Raw genomic sequence first — 24337 nt, 5'->3', positions numbered from 1 at the left:
ACAGATAATGAAGCTTGCAAAGCGCGTTGGTAGGCACTGCCCACCCTACGATTAATGACAATGGTGCAAGATCTCAGTTATACAGATTTTTTGGCGTTGCTGAATCAAGGAATGAATGCGCGATCATCTGGTTTTGGTCAAGCCCCCGTGGGTCCCCCAACTTTGCGGTGCGACCCAAGGGCGATTTACTCGCCCTAGGAGGCGCGCACCGGAAGGGACGCAAGAAAGTCTTGTTCCCCCACCGGTGCGCTTTCCGTCGGCGAATTAAATTCGCCACGGGTCGCACCGCAGAATTGGGGGGCTAGGGGGGCGAAACCATACCCATAATCAGCAACGCCGATTTTTTTACTGTTATCTTTTTACTGTTCCATAAAATCAAAAATGGACATAAACTAGTTGATAAATACTATATCAATACCCGTTGATGGAGCCGTAACTATGAGTAGTCTATCTCAACTTCAAAGCCGAAAACTTGGATTAATCGAATTAATCTCAATGGGGTTTGATGTTTATCTGAAAAATTTGAAGCCTATCCTACTGTTGTTTTGTACAATTTATTTACCTTTGCTGATAATTTTATCAGCTTTGAACCCGGAAAATATAAATAACCCTTCAGGATTGTTTTTAGCATTTTTTGTAGTTGTTTCGATCATTGTCAATTTAGCAAGTTTGATCTATTACATAGCCCTATCGCTGATTACAGAAAATTATATTCATGGAAGAGATACCAGTTATCAGAGTGCAGTCCAAAAAATAGTTTCAAATTTACTGCCTCTAGTTGGCTTGGTTTTGATATTTAGTATTAACTATTTTATCCGATTTATGCTACTTATAATCCCAGGGATAGTTTATACGGTAAATAATCAATACTATGGGCTGGCTTTTATTCTCCGAGACCAAAGGGGAAAAGATGCTTTCGATTACAGTCGCTCCAGCGATGCAGCGCGGTCTTGGGGGTCCCCCCCATGAGCGACTGCATCAAGACAGAGTTGAAGGGAATTGGTGGAAAGTATTTTTCTTCATTTTTCTAAGTGGATTGAGTGCTTTATGCTTACAATTTATCTTGAATAGTGTATTAACTAGTCTTCCTTTTATGAAAAATTTTTGGGGTGATTTACTTTCAGTAATTTTACCTCAATTTATCTTATCGTCATCGGGATTGCCATTGGTAATATACTTCTATTTCTTAACTTAGATGATCAGAAAAGTTTGGAGAGCTGATTAAAATTGAAGCATTAATAGGCTAGCTCAATCCGGTGACTTAAAACCAAGTTCTGTATTCATCTAAATAACCGTCGTAGTACAATTCTTCTTCTTCAAGGCAATCTGGAGTATCGACAGTAGTCTCTTCTGTTAAGTCTATTCCGTGATACTCTTCCTCTAGTTTTTTCATCTCTTCAAACAGACCTTGTTTCTTAAGCTTAGATCTTTCTGCAACAAATTTGTTCCATTTCTTACACTTTTTCCTAGCTCGTTCTCCTGGGACGTTTTTACAGTTTACCGGCCTGTAGTCGCTAGGTTCATAAAACTTATGTCCCCCAGGATGTTTTTTCTTTTTTTTCTTACTCATATTAATAGATTTTACTTTTTATAGACTTCTATAAATTTTGGCCGAAAGTCAATTGAGTAAGATTTTATCCCAGATTGTTATAACTCACTAGTTAATCTCTGTATTATTATACCTCATAAGTAGGATAAACGTAAGCATATGCTGATAGCTGATAGCTGATAGCTGTTCGCGTAGCGTGTGCGTAGCACATAAGCTGATAGCTTACTCGCTCTTTTATCAGTCCAGACACCCTAAAAGGGTTCACGCTCCCAAGTTGTAGTAATACCCAACGTCTCAAAGGAATTTTCTACCAGAGTTCGGAAATCCTTACTATAGCCACCAAACAGATGAACTCGTGGTTTTCGACCTGGAAAGTAGGGAGCATACAGAAGCACTTTAGTGCCGTCCTTCCAGACTTTAACGTGTTTGACCTCGATTACATAATCATCAGTTAACAAATCAACGTAGCCAACTGGTGACTCCACCTCACGCTCTCCACCTTCTCGCTCTTGAAGGATAGCTTGAATCATCCTTTCATCTTCATAAGACTGACCGGTATATTTTTTCTCGGCAAGAGGTTGTGGAATAGGTTCTCCAGAGGCTTCCATATCTTCGAGCACTTCTGCGACTAAATTAGTAATGCCTTGTAAGGCAGCAAAACCAGATGTGTCAAGGTGAGATAGACTGGGAAATTCTGCACACAATCCTACAAAATCTCCGTCTTCTTTTGACCATTTGATGCTATAAGTGTAGTGTTGGGGATTAACTTTCATTACTCTGCTCCAACTTATCAATAGTTTTTAATACTTGACAACTTGATAAACTTTAGCATTTCCACTCTTTTCGTTTTGAATATTGACACGAGGATTTCCTTCCCACGGGGTATTATAAACAGAGGTCAAGATGATACAAACACCTGCGAGTCCAGAAACCGAAACTCTATTGATTGAGTTGCCTAGGACAATCGGGTTGTACGTCACCCAGGAACAGTTTGCAGCCCTCGCAGCAGCTAACCGCGACTTGAGACTGGAAAGAACGGCACTTGGAGAGTTAATTGTGAACCCACCAACAGGCTGGAAAACTGGAAAGCTAAATTGGAGTATTTCTGGAGAGTTGTATTTGTGGTGGCGTAATGCAGGGGAACCGGGTAAAGCTTTTGACTCCTCCACTGGCTTCATTTTACCTAATGGTGCCACTCGTTCTCCCGATGCCTGTTGGGTGAGCGCAGAACGTTGGCAGGCACTTACTCCAGAACAAAAAGGAACCTTTGCTAATATCTGCCCGGATTTTGTGGTTGAGTTACGGTCTAGCTCAGATCGGGTTCAGTCTCTGGAATCTAAAATGACCGAGTATATCGACAATGGGGCGAGATTGGGTTGGTTAATCGATCCACAACAGCGACTAGTGGAAATTTATCGACCAGGTTTGGCGGTGGAAGTGTTGGAGAATCCGCCTGAGTTGTCGGGGGAAGAGGTGTTACCGGGTTTCGTGTTGAATTTGCGTCGGGTGTGGGATTGAAAATAGAAATGCGATCGCATTTCTATTTTAGTTGTGAACAGAATCTCTTCGGGAAAGGCAAGAGGCAATAGGCAATAGGCAATAGGTAATCAAGTAGCGATGCAGTGCTTTTTACAATTAATTATGAAACCCACTATCATCCTCAAACTCAATTGAAAAGCGATTGCTTGTTCTCGATTGCTGTATGATGGTGCTATAGGAGAGGTGCCAAACCTTCCCACGGAATTATCTGGAGAGAATCTATTGCCTGGATTTAGGTTGACTTTATCCCGGTATTTGTAGATAGCGATTAGGTAAGCTATCAGCTATCAGCTATCAGCTATCAGCTATCAGCTATCAGCTATCAGCTAAAGGCTGACCGCTGACGGCTGAATGCTTACGTTGTAAGATTGAAACAAGGCAGCAGTACCATGGGGTAAAACGTGATGTTGAATGTCAGTCTGGATCAAGAGGCAGAACAGTATTTAGTTGAAATTTTAAGTCAGGAAAGAACAACTAGCAGTGAGTTGATCAAAAAATTGCTGCGGGATTATCGGCAAAATTTTCAATCCCAAAAATCGGTTTTAGAACGAATGGGAGGAATGCCTAAACATTTGCTATCGGTGGGGAATCTGTCTGATCGGGACACTCGTAGAGAGATTATTGCTTCTCGGATACGGGCAAGCCATCAACGAGAAGTATGAGCTATCATCCCGCTATTTTGGTGGATACAGGCTTGTTGGTGGCTTTTTATGATTCAGCCGATCAACATCATGGTCAAGTGGTTGAGTTTTTTACCAGTTGTACCAGTCGGTTAGTTACAACCGTAGGTTGTGTTACAGAAGTGCTATGGTTGCTAGGGTCTGATTGGCGAGTGCAGAATGAATTTCTAACTCATCTGGCCAATAACATCTATGAGTGTGAGTCGCTTTTACTGCAAGACTTTGCCCGTATCGCTGAGCTAAACGCCCAGTATGCTGACTTGCCTGGTGATTTTTCTGATTTGTCTCTTGTGGCAATTTCTGAACGTTTGAATATTGCGGCGATCGCTACTTTGGATAAGGATTTTGATATCTATCGACGCTACCGCAAGCAACCCTTTGAACGAGTCTTTCGTCCTTCTTCTAATATGTAGCGTTCCCGTAGCGTGGCCTACGGCCAATCCCACTCAAACTCTACTAACTGCGTTCCCATAGCGGCTCAATGCTCGCAGCAATCGCTTCTTCCAAACAGTTGGCTGCTGAAGCTTTGGCTTGTTCAATGGAATCTCCCTGAGTAATGGCTTCTGGCAAATCCAGCCAAAGTTACCATAAACCCGCTATCCGACTCGTCAGGGGTAAATGTAGCCGGGAATGAAAATCGACTAGTTTTAGATTATACCATGGCAGTATTAATCCTACAATAAGCCATCCCATTACTGATAATTAAAAAGGTGCGTTACACTTTGTTAACGCACCCGACAAGATAAGCTATCGCACTTTTGTCAACTTCTCAATGGAGAAATAATGACTGTGACTTTTGTCCCCTAATACAATGGGCAGACATCAAAATTCAAACAATGGGCAGACCTCAAGAGTCAATGGTTCACGACAACCATTATTAAGGCTTACCATTGCAGGAGCATTTGGAGTCTCAAAAAGAACTACAGATTGGCTAACACCCAAATCGTCAAATGATAGTGTATCGTGATAATTGTTCACCTTTGCTTGCCATGTACAATAATCACCATAACCTGAGGCGCGAAATCCGTACACTGCCCCTTGGGATTTAGGATCTTGATTACTATCCCACACATCTCCTTGACTCAAGATTCTGGTGAAGATGGGTTTCTGACAATGTAGTTGTGGTGTCGAAGCATGGACCGGTTGTGTGAAAACTGTAAAACCAATGATCAAAGCCATAGCCACTAATGTAGCTGGAATTGCTTTAAGCAACTGTTCAAACTTTTCTGAGAACATTATTTACTCCTTAAAAGGAATGAATTGTTTAAAGTTACAGGTAGACTTGTTTTCCACCTTTCAATCTAAAGACGATCTCAGAGGGGAATATCTGAATTGTGACTACTCCCACATCAAATCAAAGATTATGATGTGGGCTTCTCAACCTCACGAATGAGACTTGCTGCTCCTCGGCGGATGCCGACGCTACGCGAACGATATCCTGTACCGATTTACCACAGCCATTAAGCGGCAGTCCAACCGCCAATAGTCCACGATTTAAAATGTTGATACCACTGTTCCAGTCGCGGTCAATTTTAACTTTACAACTAGAACAATAATGAATGCGATCACTTAAAGTTTTTTCGACCCTAGAACCACAACTAAAACACTCGATACTTGTGCCACGTGGGTTAACTTCCTGAACTAACAAACCGCGTTTAACCGCCACTGCTTGCAATATTTCCAAGAATGCTCCCCAGGCCGCATCATGTATTGATTTTGCTAAATTAGTTCTAGCGAGTCCTTTGATATTTAAATTTTCGTGAGCAATTAAGTCATACTTACTGCACAGCCAATGAGCAACCTGATAATGAAATTCTTTTCGGCAACGGCTTAAATGAAGGTGCATCAAAGCTACTTTATGTTTAGCTTTTTTCCAGTTTTTAGAACCCTTGACGCGGCGCGACATTACTTTTTGAGCTTGAGCAAGTTTGTCCTGAGCTTTTCTGTAAAACTGCGGGATAGGCACTGCTTCGCCGTCAGATGTCGTCAAGAATTTCTCCAGGCCAACATCAATACCAACGGCAGAATTGACTGAATCTACAGGTAGCAGTTCAGGTACGGTATCATCTTTCATCGAAATACAACAATACCAACCATCAGCTTTTTTGACGATAGTGCATTGCTTGAGTACAAAACCCACGCCCTTCGGGCAAGCTTCGCTAACAGGTAATGGCCGATGCATTACCACAGGTATTGACCCAATTCGACTTAGTTTTAAAACACCGTCAACTAGGTGTGCTCCCGCTTTGGTATTGTTAACCCTGGGGAATACAAATGACCGGAGATCTCCGGGCTTTTTGAAGCGAGGTCTTCCGCCACGCTTACCACTGGCGTCTGGTTTTCGCCATTTCTCCCAGGCTTTGTTAAGCCGCTGTAGGTTAACCTGTTGCGTCTCTGCGTAAATTTGTTTGTACTCAGGGAACAACCGCTTAGTTTCCTTGAGAGCAGATTGCTGGGTGTAGTAGTTGACCGGGTGAGGAATTTCACCAATCGGCTCATAACTAACGCTACATCGATCAACCGGTGAACGAGTCCTGTTGAGCCAATCAAGCCTTTGCCCTAGAGCATAGTTCCAGTGACGGCGCAACAGTTCTAGCCATCTATCCATGATGGCTATCTGTTCGTGACTTGGTTTGATTCGGTAGCAGTATGTAAGTATCATGATTTTATTTTACCACTTATCGTCATCTCATGAAAGGCAACTATACCAAACAAAATAGGTCTGTCTATAGACTTACTGTGCATATTGTATTAGTCACTAAATACAGACGAAAAACCATTACGGACGAGGTATTGACCAGACTCAATCAAATCTGTGCTGATACTTGCGTGAAATGGGAGTGCAATTTGATTGAGTTCAACGGAGAAACAGACCATATTCACCTGCTAGTTGATTTAAACCCAAAGGTTGCACCTGTAAAACTGATCGCAAACATCAAAACCGTTACCAGTCGTCTGATACGTCAGGAGTTTCCAGAACACCTCGAGAAGTTTTACGGTGACAAACGGGCTTTCTGGACAGGTTCGTATTTTGTAGCTTCCTGTGGCGGAGTAACAATAGAACAATTGAAAAGTTATGTTCAAAACCAAAATACCCCGTCGGGCAATTCCCCTCCCGTTAAATCAAAGATTATAACGGGAGACCCCTTGCCCGTTTAGTTGGACAATATGCGATCGCATAAGCGCGGAAGCTGAGGCCGTAGGCCACGCTACGCGAACGCTTCATCGCGTAGCGTCGGCTTTGCCGAATCGCACCCTCATTCCATAAAAAAGAAAAGCGATCGCGTAGCGGCTCAATGCTCGCGCATCGCTCCTTCATACTCAAACTTTATAGCAAGGGAAGTATAGTTTAGGACATAGTCTTTTAGTTGAAAGGGAGCAGGGACTGAGGCCGTAGGCCACGCGGGGCGCGTTCGGAGCAGGGAGCAGAAGATGTCTTAAGCTTTACTTCGACTGCTATACTAACTGCGATCGCGTAGCGGCTCAATGCTCGCGCATCGCATCCCTTCGTCCCCTCAAAAAAAAAGCGATCGCATTCCCTAAAAAAGAAAAGCGATCGCATTCCCTAAAAAAGAAAAGCAATGCGCGAGTATTGAGCCACTACGGCAACGAAAGCATATGCGCTACGCGCACGCGTGCGCGTTCAGCGGTCAGTCGTCAGCCATTCCCAAGGTCTGAGGGGGTGACAAAAAGGCCTGTAGGCGTTGCGTCAGTCTTTGAATTAATAGGAGTAGAGTGGGCATCCTGCCCGCCCAAAGATTGTAACGGGCAAGATGCCCATTCCACGGCAAGATGCCAGTTCCACCAAGATGCCCATGCCACGGCAAGATGCCTATTCCACAGGTGCGACCCGTGGCGAATTTAATTCTTAATAGGTCAAGGGCACCTAAGCAACATGCCTATTCTACAGATGCGACCCGCCGAACAGGCAAGATGCCTATTCTACCTCACTCTTAAAATCATTCCATTATTAAGCAATGTCGGCCTGTAAGCTTTACCGCATGGAAATTTGAGCAAATTGTGATCAAAAAAGATAAACCCGCTATGGCGTTGCATAAATGCGGGATGATTGTAATAGTTTTTTGGGGTGGGCATCTTGGTGAAATGGGCATCTTGGTGGAACAGCCATCTTGGTGGAACAGCCATCTTGGTGAAATGGCCATCTTGGTGGAACGGGCATCTTGGTGAAACAGCCATATTGGTGGAACAGCCATATTGCTGGAACGGGCATCTTGGTGGAACAGCCATCTTGGTGGAACGGGCATCTTGGTGAAACAGCCATCTTGGTGGAACAGCCATCTTGGTGGAACGGGCATCTTGCCCGTTTCATGTTCATCCGGCCCCTCAGCAATGCCTCATTGTTTACCTCTAACTTCTCCTCAGAAGTAGCTGGAACAGGAACCGACTCAGAGTGCTGCACCCCTAGTGCTATTTCCTGCACTTCCTCCACGGCAACAGATGATGTCACCGTCTCGCCCACAATCGCTTCAAGTTCTGTATTCCCCTCGGACTTTTCCCCAATTGCTGACTCAGTTGCCTGATTAGTTGGTGTAACCGATAATTCCGGATCAGTTTCATCTTCCCCAATAAAATATCCCCTCAACTCCTCTCGCAGAATTGCCCGTGCCTGGGAGATGCGCTTACAGACATTCTGGTAGGAAATCTCTTGCTGTTGGGCTATGTCTCGATAAGACAGTTCTTGATAAAAGTGCAGGATAAAGGTCTGGTGCAGCCGAGCAGGTAAGTTATCAATGGCACGGCGGATCGCAATCTTTTTCTCGTCTGTTTCCAAAGCCCTGTCTGGGGTATCGTTACAGCAAAGCAGTCCTTTTTCCTCTGGAATCCCTTCTATATTCTGAACGTGGTTGGCGCTGCGACTATGTTCTCGATGAATATCGACGCAGAGGTTATGAGTCAGCTTTGTCAGCCAAGCCTTAAAATTAGCGATTTTCCGCCCAAACTTTTGCACCTTCTCCCATGCCTTGAGCATGGCCCGACTCAGGGCATCTTCAGCATCGGTAGGGTTTCCACCCATCCACCTGAGACAGCGATGATAGAGATAGTCTTGATATTGCTGCCATTGCTGCCAAAACTCTTTCTCTGAAACCTGATGGGATTGGCCCAATGCAGTAGAACTGGCTTCTAATTGAATATCTGAGATCATAATTGATCAATACAATGGTGTATGCTCTCCACGGGAGTCCAGGGCTGATTTGTAGTAAGCATTCAGCTATCAGCTATCAGCTTTGGGTCTGTGGCCACCCTGGGCGAACAGTACCGTGCGCGTAGCGCAATCGGCGCTTTTGAATAAAATAAGCACCTCAAGTAGCGTGAGCTTTTAGCTCACGGCTGACGGCACCTCAAGTAGCGTGAGCTTTTAGCTGATGGCTGACGGCTGACGGCTGAATGCTTAGGATTTGTACTCCACATTTTTGACCTCGATTACCCGATCACCATTTGAGGGTACATCAGTTTATAGTCTGTTAATCTCATAAAACTCATGTAAAAACTCATGTAAAAACTCATGTAAAAACTCATGTAAAAACTCATGGCTATATGGGGTTTATGGTAAAATAATGTATAATACAATACATAAATTTGAATTATTTCATGGTAATAGCCTTTCTCCAAAAAGGTTTCACCATGAAATAACTTTTGCTTCTTACCACAAGTACGGTAGAAAAAACTCATGTAAAAACTCATGTAAAAACTCATGTAAAAACTCATGTAAAAACTCATGGCTCTATCGGGTTTATGTTAAAAAATGTATAATACAATACATAATTTTTAAGGGCATCATGGTGAAATCCTTGTGGAGAAAGGGTTTTACCATTAAATAACTTTTACTTATCACCACAAGTACGGTAGAGCAAACTCATGTAAAAACTCATGTCTAGGGTTTTTATATAGGTTGTAAACAAAATTATTGCTCAAAAAGCGAATAGAAAAGAGGCAAAAGGCAATAGGGCCAAGAGATTCAAAGTTTTATTGTCCAATCAAAAAAGACCATACACGTTTACATCTCAAATAAAAACCCTATATACAGTCGGAAGTCGGGAGTCAACAGAAGCAGGAAATGGGGAGAATTCTTCCTATAGCACTACGCAATAAAGTTAGGAAATGGCTAAAAGCTGAAAACCTGTTGTAGTAAACTTTTGACTTCTGACTTGTGACTTGCGGACTTGCGCGTAGCGCTATATCTCCCCATTTCCCGCTTATAAAAATCTGACTAAATCGCGTTTATACAAACAAAATCAATGGCTTTGAAGCGCAAACGCCACTTTTTTGCCTATTCTCTGCTATTCTCTGCTATTCTCTGCTATTCTCTGCTATTCTCTGCTATAATAGCCCTCCCCAGTCAGGGAGTCCCAGGAATACAACTAGTTAACAATATTTAATATTAAGCTGGAAATTATATATGGTATTATAGCTGAGGGTCAGGAGAAGAAATGAAAGGAGGTCTGGCGTTGCTGAAACATTAGTACTATTTCCCATTAGCGCAAGCTTAAACCCGGGAGCTATAGATAATGTACAAATATTGATAGGTGACAGGCTCCCCCTATTACCTATTATCCATTACCTATTACCCATTACCTATTACCCATTACCTATTACCCATTACCTATTACCCAAATAAGCGTACAAATGTTCTGCATAAGTGACATGCTACCACTGCTGGTTAACTGGGGTGCCATTGCCCAGTCATCAGCTCTAAAATTGTAAGCTATCAGCTATCAGCTATCAGCTATCAGCTATCAGCTATCAGCTATTAGCTATCAGCTATCAGCTATTAGCCATTAGCTATCAGCTATCAGCTATCAGCTATCAGCTATCAGCTATCAGCTATCAGCTATCAGCTATCAGCTATCAGCTATCAGCTATTAGCCATTAGCTTATGCGCTATGGGCACGCTACTTTATGAACAGCTTTTGAATACAATAAGCTGACCACTAACGGCTGACCACTAACGGCTGACCACTGACGGCTGACGGCTGAATGCTTACCTAAAATTGGTTGCTCATTCAGGGTAAACCCATCTAATTTGCTGATTCATATTATGCATAATAGTGTTTTAATAGTGTTTTTTAAATTCAATAAACACTATAGCTTTTAGTTTTCAAAAGGGTAAGGCCAAACCTTTAGGTGACGTTTCGGTGTGTCACGTTTGCTCGAGCACTTAAAAGGTGCTTGTTGATAAATTTCAGTGACCTTGTACATGAATATTGATAGTATACTGGAAATTGTTGACCGTCAACTAAAAGATAGTCAACATCGACCCCTTACTTCCACAGAAGTAATTATGCTGGGTGGGGTTTGGCAGTATAGAACTTATAACCAAATTGCCCTCGAAGCAGGTTATAGTGCAGGCTACCTGACCAATGTCGTTGCTCCAGATTTGTATCAGCGACTCTCGGAGGTGATTGGCCAGCGGGTAAGCAAGAAAAACTGTCGGGTGCTGCTGGAGTCTTATGCCACTGCCCAAACATCCTCAGAGACAAACCCTTTGAAGCAAGATCTGGTGAAGCAAGATCTGCCGGGCAATCCCGCCCATGAAACCGGTGAGATACTACCAAGCTACCCCAGTGGCTCAATCCCTCTCGACTCTCCCTTTTACCTAGAACGCTCTTCCCTTGAGGAGCAAGTTGATCAAGAAATCAAGAAACCGGGAGCGTTAATCAGGATTAAAGCTCCCAGAGAAATGGGCAAAACGTCTCTGCTGCTGAGGATTCTTGACCATGGCAACCGCCTGGGCTACCATACTGTGAGCTTGAACCTAGAGCAAGTCGAGCAGGAAATTTTAAGCAATTTGAATCAATTTTTGCGCTGGCTGTGTGCCAACATCGCTCACCAGCTTCAGCGTAAACCGATGCTAGACGAGTATTGGGATGAAGACCTGGGCAGTAAAATTAGCTGCACCCTCTACTTCCAAGACTATCTACTTGAGTTAATTGATACTCCCCTAATCTTGGCATTGGATGAGGTGAGCCAGATTTTCGAGCATCCCCAAGTCGCCAAGGATTTTTTACCTCTGTTGCGTTCTTGGTACGAAGAAGGGAAAAGACTGCCCATCTGGCAAAAGCTTCGCCTGGTAGTGGTTCACTCCACGGAAATTTACGTTCCCCTGGAGCTTAACCAGTCTCCGTTCAATGTGGGGCTGCCGGTTCAGTTAAAAAACTTCAGCCAGGAGGAGGTGCAGCAGTTAGCCCAAAGCTACGGACTCGACTGGGTAGGTCCCGAAGAAGCTAAACAATTAATGGTAATGCTGGGGGGACATCCGGCACTGGTAAACTTAACGCTCTATCATCTTAGTCGCAAGGATATAACTCTGTCCCAACTGCTAGAAAGTGCTCCCACTGCCACTGGAATTTATGCTCATCACTTGCAGCGTCATTGGGCAACATTGGCAAAACAGCCGGAATTAGCACAAGCTCTTGATACGGTTCTCAAGGCCACTGAACCTGTGCCCTTAGACCCCATCCTAACTCACAAGTTAAGCAGTATGGGGTTGATTAAACTTTCAGGGGCTCAAGCGATCGCAAGTTGTGAATTGTATCGACAGTATTTTATGAAAAAGGGAGAGCAGCAGTTTATTTACGCACCATCTGTCTTGTAGCCTAATCATTATTGATCAGCGGTCAGCGGTCAGCGGTCAGCGGTCAGCGGTCAGCGGTCAGCGGTCAGCCGTGAGCCATTCGCTACTTGAGGTGCTTTGTGGCACAGGCTTTGGCCTTGGCCTTTTGGCCTTTTGGCCACGCTACGCGAACGGCCACGCTACGCGAATGGCCACGCTGTGCGAACGACCCTGGGACGTAACCCATAAGCTCAATGCTCAATGCTCAATGCTCAATGCTCAATGCTCAATGCTCAATGCTCAATGCTCAATGCTTACGATCAGTTTTTAATGCTCCGTTCACGATTCAATGTTTTGTTTATTAGTTTTTTCATGAGATTTTATATGAGATTTTATATGAGTTTTATGAGTTTAATAGGTCAAAATTCAAACTAATATACAACATATAGTAGTGCGTAGGGTGCGTTAGGGGCGGGCTTGCACTCATGTTCAACCTCTTCGCTCCTTGTTGGGGACAGCCCGCCCTGTAACGCACCACCGGATCAAACAGCATGCATTGAGATGCACCCTAGCTATGAAACATGCTTTAGTTTATTAAAAAATTGAGTGTGAATTTTAATAAAACAACTAAAACAATCAATGCTCCATAAATCCCAGCTGTTTGACCTGGTGGTGCGTTACGGGACGGACTGTCCCAAAACTGGCTACCGAGAAAATGAGGGCGAGCCCGTCTTATCACGCACCCTACGCAACTTTTTTACAAATATGAGATGCACCCGTTACTCTGATGATCAAAAACTCCGATTCTAAGCTGAAGAGTAAATTGAATTTGGAAACTGGCTCTTTAACTATTGTCGGTACGGGGATTCAATTGGTAAGTCATCTGACCTTGGGGGCGAAAGCCTGGATAGAACAAGCGGACAAGGTTTTATATGCGTTGGCTGACCCAGTAACCGCTAAATGGCTCAAAGAATTGAATGCCACAGCAGAACCTTTGCCATATAACCGGAACAATCAATGGCGCAGACAGACTTATCAAGAAATGACCGAAAAAATATTGACAGAAGTTCGTAAGGGGCTGAATGTCTGTGCTGTGTTTTACGGTCATCCTGGGGTTTTTGCCAATCCAGTGCAGGCAGCTATTAAACAGGCACATCGTGAAGGCTTCAGAGCACAGATGCTACCTGGAATTTCTGCGGAAGATTGCTTATTTGCTGACCTTGGTGTCGATCCTGGTCGAAACGGGTGTCAAAGTTTTGAAGCAACGGACTTTTTGATTCGACGGCGTAAATTTGACCCCACTAGCCCCTTGATTTTGTGGCAGATTGCCATGGTTGGCAATCTCGGTTTTTATAAACCGGAGGAACAGTTTCGTCCTCTAACCATATTGACCGAGGTCTTAAAGACACATTATGGAGGTGACCATGAAGTGATTGTTTACGAAGCAGCAGTTTATTATCCAGTTTGCCAACCAGTTATCCAGCGTATTCCTCTGTCCAAGCTACCACAAAGCAGTGTTAGTGAGGTTTCAACCCTTTATATTCCGCCTCACGCTCTAGCACCTGTGGACAAAGAAATGATGGCGCGCTTAGGTATGTCTTTTGTTAAAGAAGCTACAGGGGAGAAACAGATCTGATGACAGCTTATCAACAAACTGTGTCTGACCTCAAGTTAGCGTCCCCACAGAACCCTGAGAAAGCTAAGGCTCTAGCTCAGCAAGGTGAGGCGGATCGGCTGATGGGAAATTTTGAAGCTGCCCTCGCCAAGTTCACCGATGCCCTTGAGCTAAATTCTAACTACCCTTGGGCTCTCGCTCACCGTGGGCAAACCTACTATCAGATCAAACGTTATCAGGAAGCCCGAACAGATTTTAGCCGCGCTATTGATCTCAACCCTAACTACCTTTGGGCTCTGGCTCACCGGGGCGTAACCTACCGCTTTATGGGGGAAGCATATTACACAATGGCAGTGGCTGACTTGGATCGAGCCATTGAGCTGAAGCCGGATTACCTTTGGGCAATTGCCTATCGCTGCCGCGTCTATGCACTGATGAAGTGCTACAAGAAAGCCCTGATTGATTTTGACCGAGCGATCGCCCTTGACAAAACCATATTTGTGAAAAATTGGCGGATTGAGAGAGGGTTAATCCTTTGCTACGATGGCCAATATGCTGAAGCGATCGCTTGTTGCCAGCAGAGGTTAGAGGAAGTTCCAGATGACACTACAGCTTTGTACTGTATTGCAGTAGCAAAGGCTCGTTGGCAAGGATTGACCCAGGCCAAAAGCGAGATTGAGCTTACGCGGTCAGTATTGCGCTCTCAATGGCAGACAGGGGATCGAGGAGATATTCTGTACCGACTGAGCGGCTTAGCCATCTTGGTAGGTAACTGCGAACAAGCATGGGAATATCTAGAAGAAGCTATTCCTATTAATGATGAAGCCATTGAGTTAGTCGGTCACGACCCAGCTTGGATGGAGTGGCGAGATGATCCGAGAACTCAAGCATTACTCGCTAGTTAAGCTTTTGAGACAACAAACCTCAATAAATTAAGTTTCAAATAACAGTTAAGGAGGAATTTGAGTAAGATGGATTACAACGATCAGATGAATGCCCAAAGAGGAGAAACGTTTCGCTTGTCAGGGGCCTATGAACAGGCGATCAAGATTTTTAAAGAGCTCCAAAGTAAGTATCCAGACAATGCTTGGGTCAATGCCCACCTAGGAACAACTTACTACCAGTTGATGAATTATGATCAAGCAGAAAAGTACTTAAATACAGCCATCGAAAAGAATGATAAGTATCTCTGGGCTCATGCACAGCTAGGTGAAACCTATCGTCTGCGGGCAATTGTGGAAAATCGGAAAAAGGAATATGTTGACTCAGCTATAAAACATTTCCAAACAGCCCTTGATAATCAAGAACCAACAAACAGCAACTATGCGTGGGCATTAGCTCACTTGGGAGCAACCTACCGCCTGAAGATGTTTAAGATTTCACAAAAAGTAAAAGAAGAATTAAACAAAGAATTAGAAAAAGGCCATGTGGAATTTCTGAAAAAAATAATAATAGATGAAGACAGTAAAAACAATGCATTGGCTTGTCTTAACAGAGCGATTGAACTTATCCCCACCTATACCTGGGCTTGGGGTATGCGAGCAACAGTTTACAGATTGGTTCAAGAATACGAGGATTCACACTGGGATTTATCAGTAGAGATAGTAATAGCTCCGGAATCTCAGGTTTTACAGTTCTCTCCTTCTCCTGTCCCATTCTTAGAAAGCAGGAGGCTAGATCTTTATGAACATGCATTGCTATGTTTTTATTTAACGAAGATAAAAGACGAAGATAAGAAAGAGAGATACTACGGTAGAGCGATCGCTTATGCCCAAAAAGCCTTGATGGTTCAGCCAGGTGACTTGATTGCTTACCTAATCCTCACCGTAATTGAAGCTCAGCAAAATAAAGAAAAATTAGAAGATATTAATGATGATATTATCGAAAAATTTAACACATTCATTAAAAACGCCAAGTTACCGTTTTCTGAAGTCTGTCAAACTGTATTGCGATATCAAATTAGTGCTAATAAATTTACTACAAATCAAATAAAAGCTATAATAGAATATGATAATGCTTATGAACATCCATTAACAAAGCTTGTTCTGAACGATGTGATAAATAACCCTCATATAGATTCTATAGATTCTGCTGAAGAGTGTGAGGAGGCACAATTATGGCTATGGAAAAACTTTGCCCTGACGGAAACATGTAGCAATGTTCTTTTCTTGCTTAGTGATTTAAGTGTTCTTCTGGAGGAAGACAGTATTATTGGTACCGCGAACCTTTATCGAGACATTGGCTTTCGAATCAATTCTTACTACACAATAGAAAGGGTTTTTCAAACTCCAGTACTTTCGGATATAGAGCGTTCACAAATAATAAAGAAAGCAATCACAAAATATTTTTCAATGTTCTTGAATCCTGACAAAGATTGAGTTTATAAGTGCTGATTATTCGGCTCTAAAATAGAATTGCTATAGCAATTTAATCGGTGCCTTAAACAAGCGCTGAAACTCTTAATTAAAGAGAATCGACTGGGTAAAAAAAATAAGCGACAATTAGCTGGCATTTTTCACTGGTAACTACGTTAAAGATTGGTAGGATATCTCATGAGTAAACTATTTAATTTATTAACAGATTTGGCCCTTGACCCCAACAAACAAAGTGTTTTTATCAATAACCCCAGTTCCGTAATGGACGAGGTGGGTTTATCTGAAGTAGAGCAGACTGCAATGATCAGCAAAGAACCTGCTAAAATTGCAGCCTTCTTTGCAAACGAACAAGCCCCGCTTGCTATTACCTGCGCCGATCCCGGTCCCGATCCCTTGCCAGATCCAGACCCTTTTCCCATACCAGATCCAGAGCCTTCTCCATCAGAAGAATCCACACCTAACTTTAACTAGAATTTGGTGTAGAAAAGTTTCATCAAGCTCAATTCTTTGAGTTTTAGCTAAATTCCCTAGAAGCCCCACCTAACGGTTAGGTTAGGTGGGGTAGTTGATTTTAAATCACTCATAACTTTATACAATTGGGCAAATGGATTATTATTTAATCAGCTCAAACGGCACTGGTTGCAGTTTTGTATAATAAACACTCCTTGAACGGAGATAAGCATGCGCGATTTATCAGGTTACCAAGTTACGGAAAAACTCCATGAGAGCACCAACTCCCTAGTCTATCGCGGACATCGGCGGGCAGATAACCAACCTGTTATCCTTAAAATGCTCAAACAGGCTTATCCTTCCCCTGAAAGGATTGCTTGGTTCAAGCGAGAGTATGAAACAACCAAAACTATTAACCTACCCGGTGTAATCGATGTTTACAGCTGGGAAAAGCTAGAAACTAACTGGGTGATGGTGTTAGAAGATTTTGGGGGCGAATCTCTCAATCGGATAATTCCGAAGCAGGAATTCACAATTGCTGAGTTTCTCCACCTGGCCATTGAGATTGTTGACATTCTCGGTCAGGTTCACCAGCAGCATATTATTCACAAAGATATTAACCCATCAAATATTATCTTAAATCAGAATACTGGTAAGCTTAAGCTAATTGATTTTGGTATTTCAACCACACTGTCGCGAGAAATATCAACCTTTCGCAACCCGAATGTATTAGAAGGAACCCTAGCTTATATTTCCCCAGAACAAACGGGTCGAATGAATCGAGCCATCGATTACCGCACTGATTTTTACTCCCTGGGGGTGACCTTTTATGAATTGCTGACGGGACAGTTACCCTTCCCCAGCAATGATGTTTTGGAATTAGTCCATTGTCATATTGCTAAACAACCGAAATCACCACAGGAACTAAAACCAAAAATTCCAGCAATTCTTTCGGCGGTCCTGTTGAAATTGATGGCGAAAAATGCTGAAGAACGCTATCTATCAGCCTATCGGATTAAGGCAGATTTAGCAGAATGTCTCAGACAGTGGCAAACCAAAGGGCAAATTGATGCTTTCGTGATCGATCAGCACAATGTTTCCGATCAATTTCAAATACCACAAAAACTATATGGGCGAGAACAGGAGATTTCTACCCTATTAGCTGCTTTTGATCGAGTCAGCCAAGGAGCTAGTGAAATGATGCTGGTTTCGGGGTATTCTGGTATTGGCAAGTCCGTATTAATACAGGAGGTATATAAGCCCCTGACTCGCCAACATGGCTATTTTATTTCTGGTAAGTTTGACCAGTTTCAACGAGATATTCCCTACGTTTCTTTAATTCAGGCATTTCGGTCATTAGTACAACAATTACTCACCGAAAGTGAGCAAGAGATTAACAATTGGCGAGAAAAGCTACAACTTGAATTAGGGGAAAATGCACAGGTAATCATTGAAGTTATTCCTGAAGTAGAACTAATTATTGGTCCACAACCACCTGTGCCAGAGCTTCCGCCAACAGAACTCCAGAATCGCTTTAATTTTGTTTTTCAAAAATTTATTAAGATATTCACTCAACCGGAACATCCGTTAGTCATTTTTCTTGACGACTTACAGTGGGCAGATAGAGCTTCGTTGGAATTAATTCAACTGCTGATGACAGCAGCAGATAATAAATATCTATTTTTCATTGGGGCATATCGAGATAATGAAGTAAACGAAGTACATCCGTTGACTCAAACCTTGGAAAAGATTGAATCAGCCAGGGTAAACATTAAGAGAATACTACTTCCCCCCTTAGCCTTAACTGATGTTAGCCAACTTATCGTTGATACGTTTTTCGTAGATTCAATAACTGCTAAACCCCTTGCAAAATTAATACAGAAAAAAACTGGCGGAAATCCGTTTTTTATCAATGAATTTATAAAATCTCTGTATTCTGAAGGTTGGTTGTATTTTAACTATCCTTCTCAGAAATGGGAGTGGGATATAGAGCAAATAAAAGCGCAACCCCTTACAGATAATGTGGTGGAGTTGATGACTAAAAAAGTTAAAGACTTACCCACAAAAACTCAAGCCTTATTAAAATTAGCAGCTTGCATAGGGAACCAGTTTGACCTGAAAACACTGGCAGTGATATATGAAAAATCTATAGGGGAAACTGCAACGGATTTACGGTCAGCACTCCAATCTGGTCTAATTATACCCCTTAGCTATGCCTACCAGTTGGTGGAACTTGATATCGAAGGGTTGTCAAATCAGTTAATTGTAGAATACAAATTTGCCCACGACCGCATCCAACAAGCAGTTTACTCGCTGATTCCCAAAGCAGATACCCAAGCAGTACATCTGGGGGTTGGCAAGTTGTTACTGCAAAATACATCCTCTGAAGAATCTGAACAGAAGCTGTTTGAGATTGTTAACCAGTTGAACAAAGGTCGGGAGCTAATTGAGGAACAAACAGAGCGAGATGAGTTAGCTCGATTAAATCTACGGGCAGGCAAAAAAGCCAAATCCTCAGCTGCTCGTCAACCGGCTTTCAATTATCTCCAGACCGGCTTAAGTTTGTTAAGTAACCAGAGTTGGTCACAGCAGTATGATCTTACCTTAAATTTTTATGTGGAGGCAGCAGAAGCCGCTTATACAATTGCCAACTACGACCAAATGGAGCCCTTGATTGAGATAGTCTTGCAAAAAGCCCAAACACTGCTAGACAAAGTCAAAGTCTATGAAGTCAAAATCCAAGCCTATTCTGCCCAAATTAAATTCATAGAAGCAATCAAAACTGGGCTAGAAGTTCTGAAATTACTTGGGATCGAATTACCCGAACGACCCAGCCAATCTGATCTGACGGCAGAGATAGAGCAGATCAAGTCTGCCTTAGGGGGCAGGCAACCTCAGGAGCTAATTGACTTACCCCAAATGACCGATCCTTATAAATTAACAACTATGGGGATTATGAACTACTTGTTTACTCCTACGTTCATAACAAATAATCAACTTTGCTTGGTCATTTGGTGCAGACAGGTTAATTTATCGATTCAGTACGGTAATTCTGCTGATTCTGCTTTTCCCTATGTAGGTTACGGGATTATCCTCTGCTTAAGAGGAGAGCTTGAGGCTGGCTATCAGTTTGGTCAACTTGCTTTAAAGTTGCTAGAACTATTCAAAGATAGAACATTCAAAGCCAGAACTTATTCAACCTATAAAATATTTCTCAAGCATTGGAAGGAACCCCTCAGAGATACATCATCTTTTTGCATGGAAGGTTATCAAAGTGGCATAGAAACTGGAGATCTTGAACATGCTGCTAGTGCTATAGATGGATATGTCTACGCTTTGTACCTAAGTGGTGTGGAACTAATCGATGCTAAGAAAGAGACGGCAAAAGCAATTGCAGCTACTATTCAAACTAAGCAGGAAGCTTTCATTCATTGGACTCAAACCTATATGCAGGCTATCCTTAACTTGATGGGAGAAGCCGACAATCCCTGCCGTTTGATTGGTGAAGCATATGATGAAGAAAAGATGATGCCAGCCCATCTTGCCAGTGGAGATCGCACTGCACTGATGCATGCTTATTCACATAAACTCACTCTATGTTATCTTTTCCAGGAATTTCAGCAAGCGGTTGAAAATGCCGACCAGTTTGAAGAATATGCTGCCAATGCTGCCTCATCATTCATCTTTACCACTGCCTACTTCTATGACGCCCTGGCTCGGCTAGCATTTTATCCTGATGCTTCAGAGACTGAAAGAGCAGAAATCTTGACCAAGGTTGCTGCTAAACAAGAAAAAATGGAACTATGGGCAAAGCAAGCTCCGATGAATTTTCTACACAAATTTTATCTAGTCGAAGCTGAACGATCCCGAGTTTTAGGCAAAGATAGCGAAGCTAGAGACTATTACGACCGCGCTATTACTTTAGCCCATAAAAACGAATATCTCAACGACGAAGCCCTAGCTTATGAACTAGCAGGCAAATTCTATTTAGCCAGAAACCAAAACCACGTTGCTCGCCACTACCTACAAGATGCCCACTATACTTATCAAGGCTGGGGAGCTGTGGCTAAGGTCAAAGATTTGGAAGCTCGATACCCACAATTTTTAGCTACAGTTTCAACAGATAGTATTAAAACTAGCTTAAATCCGTCCATTACCGACTCAGGTAAAACTACATCCGGTGTTTTGGATATCAATAGCATTCTCAAAGCATCGCAAACAATTTCTGGGGAAATTATCCCAGACAAGTTGCTGGAAAAGTTAATGAAAATCCTGATTGAGAATGCTGGCGCTCAACAAGGTTTTCTGATACTATATAAAGACGGTGATTGGGTAATTGAAGCTGAAGGAACAGTGGATTCTGATCAAGTTACTACACTGCAATCCCTGCCAGTAGACTCTGTGGATGCTGCTAGTCAAACCCCGGTCTTGTCAGTCTCCATCATTAATTATGTGGCTCGCACCCAGGAAAATTTAGTCTTAAGTGATGCGGCTAATCAAGGACAATTTACTCGTGACCCTTACATTGTTGCCACTCAACCCAAATCGATTATCTGTACTCCTTTGTTAAATCAAGGTAAACTAAGCGGTATTTTATATTTAGAAAATAATTTAACCACAGAGGCATTTACGAGCGATCGCATTGAAGTTTTAAGAATGCTTTCTGCTCAAGCTGCTATCTCTATTGAAAATGCTCGTCTCTATGGACAGTTAGAAGACTATAACCGCAATCTAGAGCTTAAAGTAGAAGAGCGCACTCAAGAACTATCTCAAACTTTGGAAGTTCTCAAAGCTACTCAAGCGGAACTAATATTTGAAAACGAGTTACTGAAGAGTGACGAACAAGCCGCGAATTTTGATTATCAAGTGGGGGGAAGTTTACCGATGGATTCTCCCACTTATGTGGTGCGTTCTGCTGACAGAACTCTCTACAAATCATTAAAGCAAGGGAAGTTTTGTTACATTCTCAATCCCCGCCAGATGGGCAAGTCAAGCCTGATGGTACGTATGATTAACCACCTGAACCATGAGGGGATTAGCTGCGCGGCCATCGACCTGACTCGGATTGGCAGCGAAAATGTTACCCCTGACCAATGGTATAAGGGATTGGCAGTAGAGCTATGGCGAAGTTTTGGTTTACTAAGAAAGGTGAATTTAAAAAAGTGGTGGAATGAACGAGGGGATATTTCTACGGTTCAGCGGTTGAGTCAATTTATAGAAGAAGTCTTGCTAGATGAACTTGAGCAACCAGATAACAGTTTACCGAATAAAAGGGTAGTTTTTATTGATGAAGTTGATAGCGTGTTGGGATTGAATTTTCCAGTTAATGACTTTTTTGCTCTGATTCGCTCCTGCTATAATCAGCGTACTATCAATCGAGACTATGGCAATTTAACCTTTGCTCTGTTTGGGGTTGCTACCCCCTCTGGCTTAATTACTGACCACAAAAGAACCCCTTTTAATATTGGTCAGGCGATTCAACTGGAGGGGTTTAAAGAGCATGAAGCCCAACCTTTGCTTCAAGGATTAGCAGAGAAAGTGACCAATCCTCAAACACTGCTGAAAGAAGTGTTAGCATGGACGAGTGGTCAGCCTTTTTTGACCCAAAAGATCTGTCAATTCATCCGCAGTACTTCGTCTGCTATCCCTACTAACGACGAAGCTGAATGGATTGAAAATTTGGTGCGAACCAGGGTGATAGAGAATTGGGAATCCCAGGATGAACCGGAGCATTTGAGAACTATACGCGATCGCATCCTCGAAAGTAAGCAATCTGTAGGGCTACTGGAGATATATCGACAAATTGTGGACCAGGGAGAAGTGGTGGCTGTTGACAGTCCAGACGAAAAGGAATTGCTGTTGTCTGGGTTAGTGGTTAAGCAACAGGGATGTCTGAGAGTCAATAACCGGATTTATCAATCGATCTTTGACCGCAGTTGGCTTGAGCAGCATTTCTAAGCTAAAACGGATTTAAAATGCATTTTAGCAAGGCAATAGGCAAGAGGCAATAGGCAATAGGCAATAGGCAATAGGCAAGAGGCAAGAGGCAATAGGCAAGAGGCAATAGGCAAGAGGCAATAGGCAAGAGGCAATAGGCAATAGGCAATAGGCAATAGGCAATAGGCAATAGGCAAAAGGTAAAATGGGGCTGGGATTTATCTTTTTTATTTGATTTCACGAATAAGCTGTTCAGCATTTAGATTGGGATTAGAATTGAATCGACCGACCAAAGCTCTGTGTTAAGCCAATGACAACTTCCCTTTAGGTGCGCTTTCCGTTGGCGAATTAAATTCGCCACGGGTCGCACCTGAGCAAGCCCTCAACACCGTCAGTCAACTCCCTCCTGAACAACAGGCTATGCTGGTTGAAATCATCCAAAACCGTCTGATCGAATCCCGTCGTAAAGAAATTGCTCAGGATGCCAAAGAATCGATTGCTACATTTCAACAGGGCAAGTTACGACCTCAGTCAACAGAGACTGTAATTTCTCAATTACAAAAGGCTCTTGAAGAAAACCCATGAGCTCTAGAAAATTGTAAGATTGAAAGAAGGCAACAGTACCATGGAGTAAAACGTGATGTTGAATGTAAGTCTGGATCAAGAGGCAGAACAGTATTTAGTTGAAATTTTAAGTCAGGAAAAAACAACTAGCAGTGAGTTGATTAAAAAATTGCTGCGGGATTATCGCCAAAATTTTCAATCCCAAAAATCGGTTTTAGAACGAATGGGAGGAATGCCTAAACATTTGCTATCGGTGGGTAATCTATCTGATCGGGACACTCGTAGAGCAAAGGGAACAGGGAACAGGGAACAGGGAACAGGGAGTAGGGAGTAGGGAGTAGGAAACAGGGGACAAAAATTATCACTCACAATTCATTTAGGTACACTATATAGAGATTATTAATTATTAGTGCTAAGATGTTAATTACTAATCAATTTATATATTAATTAAGCTGATGAAAGCGGCAATTGTACGTATTGGAGATTCCCAAGGAATTAGAATTCCTAAAGAAATTATTGAAAAATGTGGTTTAGCTAATGTAGTTGAAATAACAGTAGAAGATGGAAAGGTGATCATTTCGCCAGTATCCCACTCTCGTCAAGGATGGGAAGAAAGGTTTAAAGAAATGGCCGAAAATGGTGATGATGAATTATTAATTGATGATCGAATTAAAAATTATTGGGATGAAGAGGATTGGAAATGGTAGCGATTCCCAAGCAATTTGAGGTGTATTTGGTTTGTCTCGATCCCACCATTGGTTTTGAAATTAAGAAGACTCGCCCTTGTGTGATTATATCTCCTAATGAGATGAATAAGTATATCAAGACAGTGATTATTGCACCAATGACGACAGCGAAGCGAAATTATCCCACACGAGTTAATTTAACTTTTAAAGGAAAAGAAGCACAAGTCGTTTTAGATCAAATTCGGACGATTGATAAGAGTCGCTTAATTAATAAGCTAGGAAAGCTTCCTGAAGAGATTGGTAATCAGGTAGTTGATACTTTAGTGGAAATGTTTTCTAGGGATTAGCAAAGATATCGAGCCGATTGCGT

The 24337-nt window shown here is 42.6% G+C and carries 23 protein-coding genes; 16 read left to right on the top strand and 7 right to left on the bottom strand.

Features of this window, described 5'->3' with window-relative positions; all coding sequences use genetic code 11:
• Positions 1-396 precede the first annotated feature (396 nt).
• Positions 397-969, top strand: a complete 573-nt coding sequence (locus LYNGBM3L_RS15700; protein ID WP_131827174.1) for a hypothetical protein — start codon at positions 397-399, stop codon at positions 967-969.
• 292 nt (positions 970-1261) lie between these two features.
• On the opposite strand, the gene LYNGBM3L_RS15695 is transcribed toward LYNGBM3L_RS15700, so the two are convergent.
• Positions 1262-1570: a hypothetical protein gene (locus LYNGBM3L_RS15695; RefSeq protein ID WP_008185150.1), complete on the bottom strand. Its 309-nt coding sequence runs from the start codon at positions 1568-1570 to the stop codon at positions 1262-1264.
• Positions 1571-1800: 230 nt separating this feature from the next.
• Positions 1801-2322 (bottom strand): hypothetical protein, encoded by a 522-nt coding sequence (locus LYNGBM3L_RS40870; RefSeq protein WP_008185148.1) that lies wholly within the window; start codon positions 2320-2322, stop codon positions 1801-1803.
• Between the two features lie 130 nt (positions 2323-2452).
• Between LYNGBM3L_RS40870 and LYNGBM3L_RS15685 the strand changes: the two genes are divergently transcribed.
• The 3 genes from LYNGBM3L_RS15685 (at position 2453) to LYNGBM3L_RS15675 (ending at position 4181) form a co-directional block, all read left to right on the top strand.
• On the top strand, positions 2453-3067 hold the full coding sequence (locus LYNGBM3L_RS15685) for a Uma2 family endonuclease (protein ID WP_008185146.1): 615 nt from the start codon (positions 2453-2455) through the stop codon (positions 3065-3067).
• A gap of 425 nt (positions 3068-3492) precedes the next feature.
• On the top strand, positions 3493-3750 hold the full coding sequence (locus tag LYNGBM3L_RS15680; protein ID WP_008185144.1) for a hypothetical protein: 258 nt from the start codon (positions 3493-3495) through the stop codon (positions 3748-3750).
• Entirely contained in the window at positions 3747-4181 is a 435-nt protein-coding gene (locus tag LYNGBM3L_RS15675) for a type II toxin-antitoxin system VapC family toxin (protein WP_008185142.1), read from the top strand. Before LYNGBM3L_RS15680 ends, LYNGBM3L_RS15675 begins: the two co-directional genes overlap by 4 nt.
• Positions 4182-4590: 409 nt before the next feature.
• Here LYNGBM3L_RS15675 and LYNGBM3L_RS15670 read toward each other — a convergent pair whose 3' ends face one another.
• Both LYNGBM3L_RS15670 and LYNGBM3L_RS15665 read right to left on the bottom strand, forming a co-directional pair.
• Positions 4591-5004: a hypothetical protein gene (locus tag LYNGBM3L_RS15670; RefSeq protein ID WP_008185138.1), complete on the bottom strand. Its 414-nt coding sequence runs from the start codon at positions 5002-5004 to the stop codon at positions 4591-4593.
• Between the two features lie 118 nt (positions 5005-5122).
• Complete coding sequence (locus tag LYNGBM3L_RS15665) at positions 5123-6430, bottom strand: RNA-guided endonuclease InsQ/TnpB family protein (RefSeq protein ID WP_008185136.1); 1308 nt, start codon at positions 6428-6430, stop codon at positions 5123-5125.
• Between the two features lie 29 nt (positions 6431-6459).
• Here LYNGBM3L_RS15665 and tnpA point away from each other — a divergent pair, with 29 nt between their 5' ends.
• Positions 6460-6927 carry an IS200/IS605 family transposase gene (gene tnpA / locus LYNGBM3L_RS15660; RefSeq protein WP_008185134.1) on the top strand — a complete coding sequence of 156 codons (468 nt, stop codon included), beginning with the start codon at positions 6460-6462 and terminating at the stop codon, positions 6925-6927.
• Here the strand turns inward: tnpA and LYNGBM3L_RS40855 are convergent.
• Both LYNGBM3L_RS40855 and LYNGBM3L_RS34920 read right to left on the bottom strand, forming a co-directional pair.
• On the bottom strand, positions 6899-7087 hold the full coding sequence (locus tag LYNGBM3L_RS40855) for a hypothetical protein (RefSeq protein WP_131827175.1): 189 nt from the start codon (positions 7085-7087) through the stop codon (positions 6899-6901). The two genes, tnpA and LYNGBM3L_RS40855, sit on opposite strands and share 29 nt — an antisense overlap.
• A 723-nt stretch (positions 7088-7810) precedes the next feature.
• A complete protein-coding gene (locus LYNGBM3L_RS34920) occupies positions 7811-8932 on the bottom strand; it encodes an RNA polymerase sigma factor (protein ID WP_008185131.1) in 1122 nt (373 codons plus the stop codon).
• A 2052-nt stretch (positions 8933-10984) separates the two neighbouring features.
• Here LYNGBM3L_RS34920 and LYNGBM3L_RS15645 point away from each other — a divergent pair.
• The 7 genes from LYNGBM3L_RS15645 (at position 10985) to LYNGBM3L_RS15620 (ending at position 22738) form a co-directional block, all read left to right on the top strand.
• Positions 10985-12382: an AAA-like domain-containing protein gene (locus tag LYNGBM3L_RS15645; RefSeq protein ID WP_008185128.1), complete on the top strand. Its 1398-nt coding sequence runs from the start codon at positions 10985-10987 to the stop codon at positions 12380-12382.
• Positions 12383-12452: 70 nt separating this feature from the next.
• A complete protein-coding gene (locus LYNGBM3L_RS45805) occupies positions 12453-12671 on the top strand; it encodes a hypothetical protein (protein ID WP_131827176.1) in 219 nt (72 codons plus the stop codon).
• Between the two features lie 456 nt (positions 12672-13127).
• Entirely contained in the window at positions 13128-13976 is an 849-nt protein-coding gene (locus LYNGBM3L_RS15640) for an SAM-dependent methyltransferase (protein ID WP_008185125.1), read from the top strand.
• A complete protein-coding gene (locus tag LYNGBM3L_RS15635) occupies positions 13976-14860 on the top strand; it encodes a tetratricopeptide repeat protein (protein WP_008185123.1) in 885 nt (294 codons plus the stop codon). Before LYNGBM3L_RS15640 ends, LYNGBM3L_RS15635 begins: the two co-directional genes overlap by 1 nt.
• A gap of 66 nt (positions 14861-14926) precedes the next feature.
• Entirely contained in the window at positions 14927-16333 is a 1407-nt protein-coding gene (locus LYNGBM3L_RS15630; protein ID WP_008185121.1) for a tetratricopeptide repeat protein, read from the top strand.
• A gap of 174 nt (positions 16334-16507) precedes the next feature.
• Positions 16508-16801, top strand: a complete 294-nt coding sequence (locus LYNGBM3L_RS15625) for a hypothetical protein (RefSeq protein ID WP_008185119.1) — start codon at positions 16508-16510, stop codon at positions 16799-16801.
• Positions 16802-17011: 210 nt separating this feature from the next.
• Entirely contained in the window at positions 17012-22738 is a 5727-nt protein-coding gene (locus LYNGBM3L_RS15620; protein ID WP_008185117.1) for an AAA family ATPase, read from the top strand.
• A gap of 1 nt (position 22739) precedes the next feature.
• Here LYNGBM3L_RS15620 and LYNGBM3L_RS45800 read toward each other — a convergent pair whose 3' ends face one another.
• Positions 22740-22958, bottom strand: a complete 219-nt coding sequence (locus LYNGBM3L_RS45800; RefSeq protein WP_131827177.1) for a hypothetical protein — start codon at positions 22956-22958, stop codon at positions 22740-22742.
• A gap of 179 nt (positions 22959-23137) precedes the next feature.
• Between LYNGBM3L_RS45800 and LYNGBM3L_RS45795 the strand changes: the two genes are divergently transcribed.
• The 4 genes from LYNGBM3L_RS45795 to LYNGBM3L_RS15605 all read left to right on the top strand — a co-directional run bounded on the left by LYNGBM3L_RS45795 (position 23138) and on the right by LYNGBM3L_RS15605 (position 24314).
• Entirely contained in the window at positions 23138-23302 is a 165-nt protein-coding gene (locus tag LYNGBM3L_RS45795) for a hypothetical protein (RefSeq protein WP_008185113.1), read from the top strand.
• A 55-nt stretch (positions 23303-23357) separates the two neighbouring features.
• Positions 23358-23615: a hypothetical protein gene (locus tag LYNGBM3L_RS15615; protein ID WP_008185111.1), complete on the top strand. Its 258-nt coding sequence runs from the start codon at positions 23358-23360 to the stop codon at positions 23613-23615.
• Positions 23616-23736: 121 nt separating this feature from the next.
• Positions 23737-23988 (top strand): AbrB/MazE/SpoVT family DNA-binding domain-containing protein, encoded by a 252-nt coding sequence (locus tag LYNGBM3L_RS15610; protein ID WP_008185109.1) that lies wholly within the window; start codon positions 23737-23739, stop codon positions 23986-23988.
• Positions 23982-24314, top strand: a complete 333-nt coding sequence (locus LYNGBM3L_RS15605) for a type II toxin-antitoxin system PemK/MazF family toxin (RefSeq protein ID WP_008185107.1) — start codon at positions 23982-23984, stop codon at positions 24312-24314. The genes LYNGBM3L_RS15610 and LYNGBM3L_RS15605 overlap by 7 nt, the downstream gene beginning before the upstream one ends.
• Positions 24315-24337 lie beyond the last annotated feature (23 nt).

The organism is Moorena producens 3L (assembly GCF_000211815.1).
Classification (GTDB): Bacteria; Cyanobacteriota; Cyanobacteriia; order Cyanobacteriales; family Coleofasciculaceae; genus Moorena; species Moorena producens.
The sequence above is the reverse complement of the archived record's forward strand: the minus strand, read 5'-3'. Positions and strand labels throughout refer to the sequence as shown.

Excerpts from the sequence above, each read along its gene's own strand:
- LYNGBM3L_RS15635 (WP_008185123.1), top strand. The coding sequence starts at position 13,976 with ATGACAGCTTATCAACAAACTGTGTCTGACCTCAAGTTAGCGTCCCCA.
- LYNGBM3L_RS15685 (WP_008185146.1), top strand. The coding sequence starts at position 2,453 with ATGATACAAACACCTGCGAGTCCAGAAACCGAAACTCTATTGATTGAG.
- LYNGBM3L_RS15625 (WP_008185119.1), top strand. The coding sequence starts at position 16,508 with ATGAGTAAACTATTTAATTTATTAACAGATTTGGCCCTTGACCCCAAC.
- LYNGBM3L_RS40855 (WP_131827175.1), bottom strand. The coding sequence starts at position 7,087 with ATGAAGGAGCGATGCGCGAGCATTGAGCCGCTACGCGATCGCTTTTCT.
- LYNGBM3L_RS15680 (WP_008185144.1), top strand. The coding sequence starts at position 3,493 with ATGTTGAATGTCAGTCTGGATCAAGAGGCAGAACAGTATTTAGTTGAA.
- LYNGBM3L_RS34920 (WP_008185131.1), bottom strand. The coding sequence starts at position 8,932 with ATGATCTCAGATATTCAATTAGAAGCCAGTTCTACTGCATTGGGCCAA.
- LYNGBM3L_RS15605 (WP_008185107.1), top strand. The coding sequence starts at position 23,982 with ATGGTAGCGATTCCCAAGCAATTTGAGGTGTATTTGGTTTGTCTCGAT.
- LYNGBM3L_RS45795 (WP_008185113.1), top strand. The coding sequence starts at position 23,138 with ATGCTGGTTGAAATCATCCAAAACCGTCTGATCGAATCCCGTCGTAAA.
- LYNGBM3L_RS15615 (WP_008185111.1), top strand. The coding sequence starts at position 23,358 with ATGTTGAATGTAAGTCTGGATCAAGAGGCAGAACAGTATTTAGTTGAA.
- LYNGBM3L_RS15645 (WP_008185128.1), top strand. The coding sequence starts at position 10,985 with ATGAATATTGATAGTATACTGGAAATTGTTGACCGTCAACTAAAAGAT.
- LYNGBM3L_RS15640 (WP_008185125.1), top strand. The coding sequence starts at position 13,128 with ATGATCAAAAACTCCGATTCTAAGCTGAAGAGTAAATTGAATTTGGAA.
- LYNGBM3L_RS15620 (WP_008185117.1), top strand. The coding sequence starts at position 17,012 with ATGCGCGATTTATCAGGTTACCAAGTTACGGAAAAACTCCATGAGAGC.
- LYNGBM3L_RS40870 (WP_008185148.1), bottom strand. The coding sequence starts at position 2,322 with ATGAAAGTTAATCCCCAACACTACACTTATAGCATCAAATGGTCAAAA.
- tnpA (WP_008185134.1), top strand. The coding sequence starts at position 6,460 with ATGAAAGGCAACTATACCAAACAAAATAGGTCTGTCTATAGACTTACT.
- LYNGBM3L_RS15630 (WP_008185121.1), top strand. The coding sequence starts at position 14,927 with ATGGATTACAACGATCAGATGAATGCCCAAAGAGGAGAAACGTTTCGC.
- LYNGBM3L_RS15610 (WP_008185109.1), top strand. The coding sequence starts at position 23,737 with ATGAAAGCGGCAATTGTACGTATTGGAGATTCCCAAGGAATTAGAATT.
- LYNGBM3L_RS15675 (WP_008185142.1), top strand. The coding sequence starts at position 3,747 with ATGAGCTATCATCCCGCTATTTTGGTGGATACAGGCTTGTTGGTGGCT.
- LYNGBM3L_RS15670 (WP_008185138.1), bottom strand. The coding sequence starts at position 5,004 with ATGTTCTCAGAAAAGTTTGAACAGTTGCTTAAAGCAATTCCAGCTACA.
- LYNGBM3L_RS15695 (WP_008185150.1), bottom strand. The coding sequence starts at position 1,570 with ATGAGTAAGAAAAAAAAGAAAAAACATCCTGGGGGACATAAGTTTTAT.
- LYNGBM3L_RS15665 (WP_008185136.1), bottom strand. The coding sequence starts at position 6,430 with ATGATACTTACATACTGCTACCGAATCAAACCAAGTCACGAACAGATA.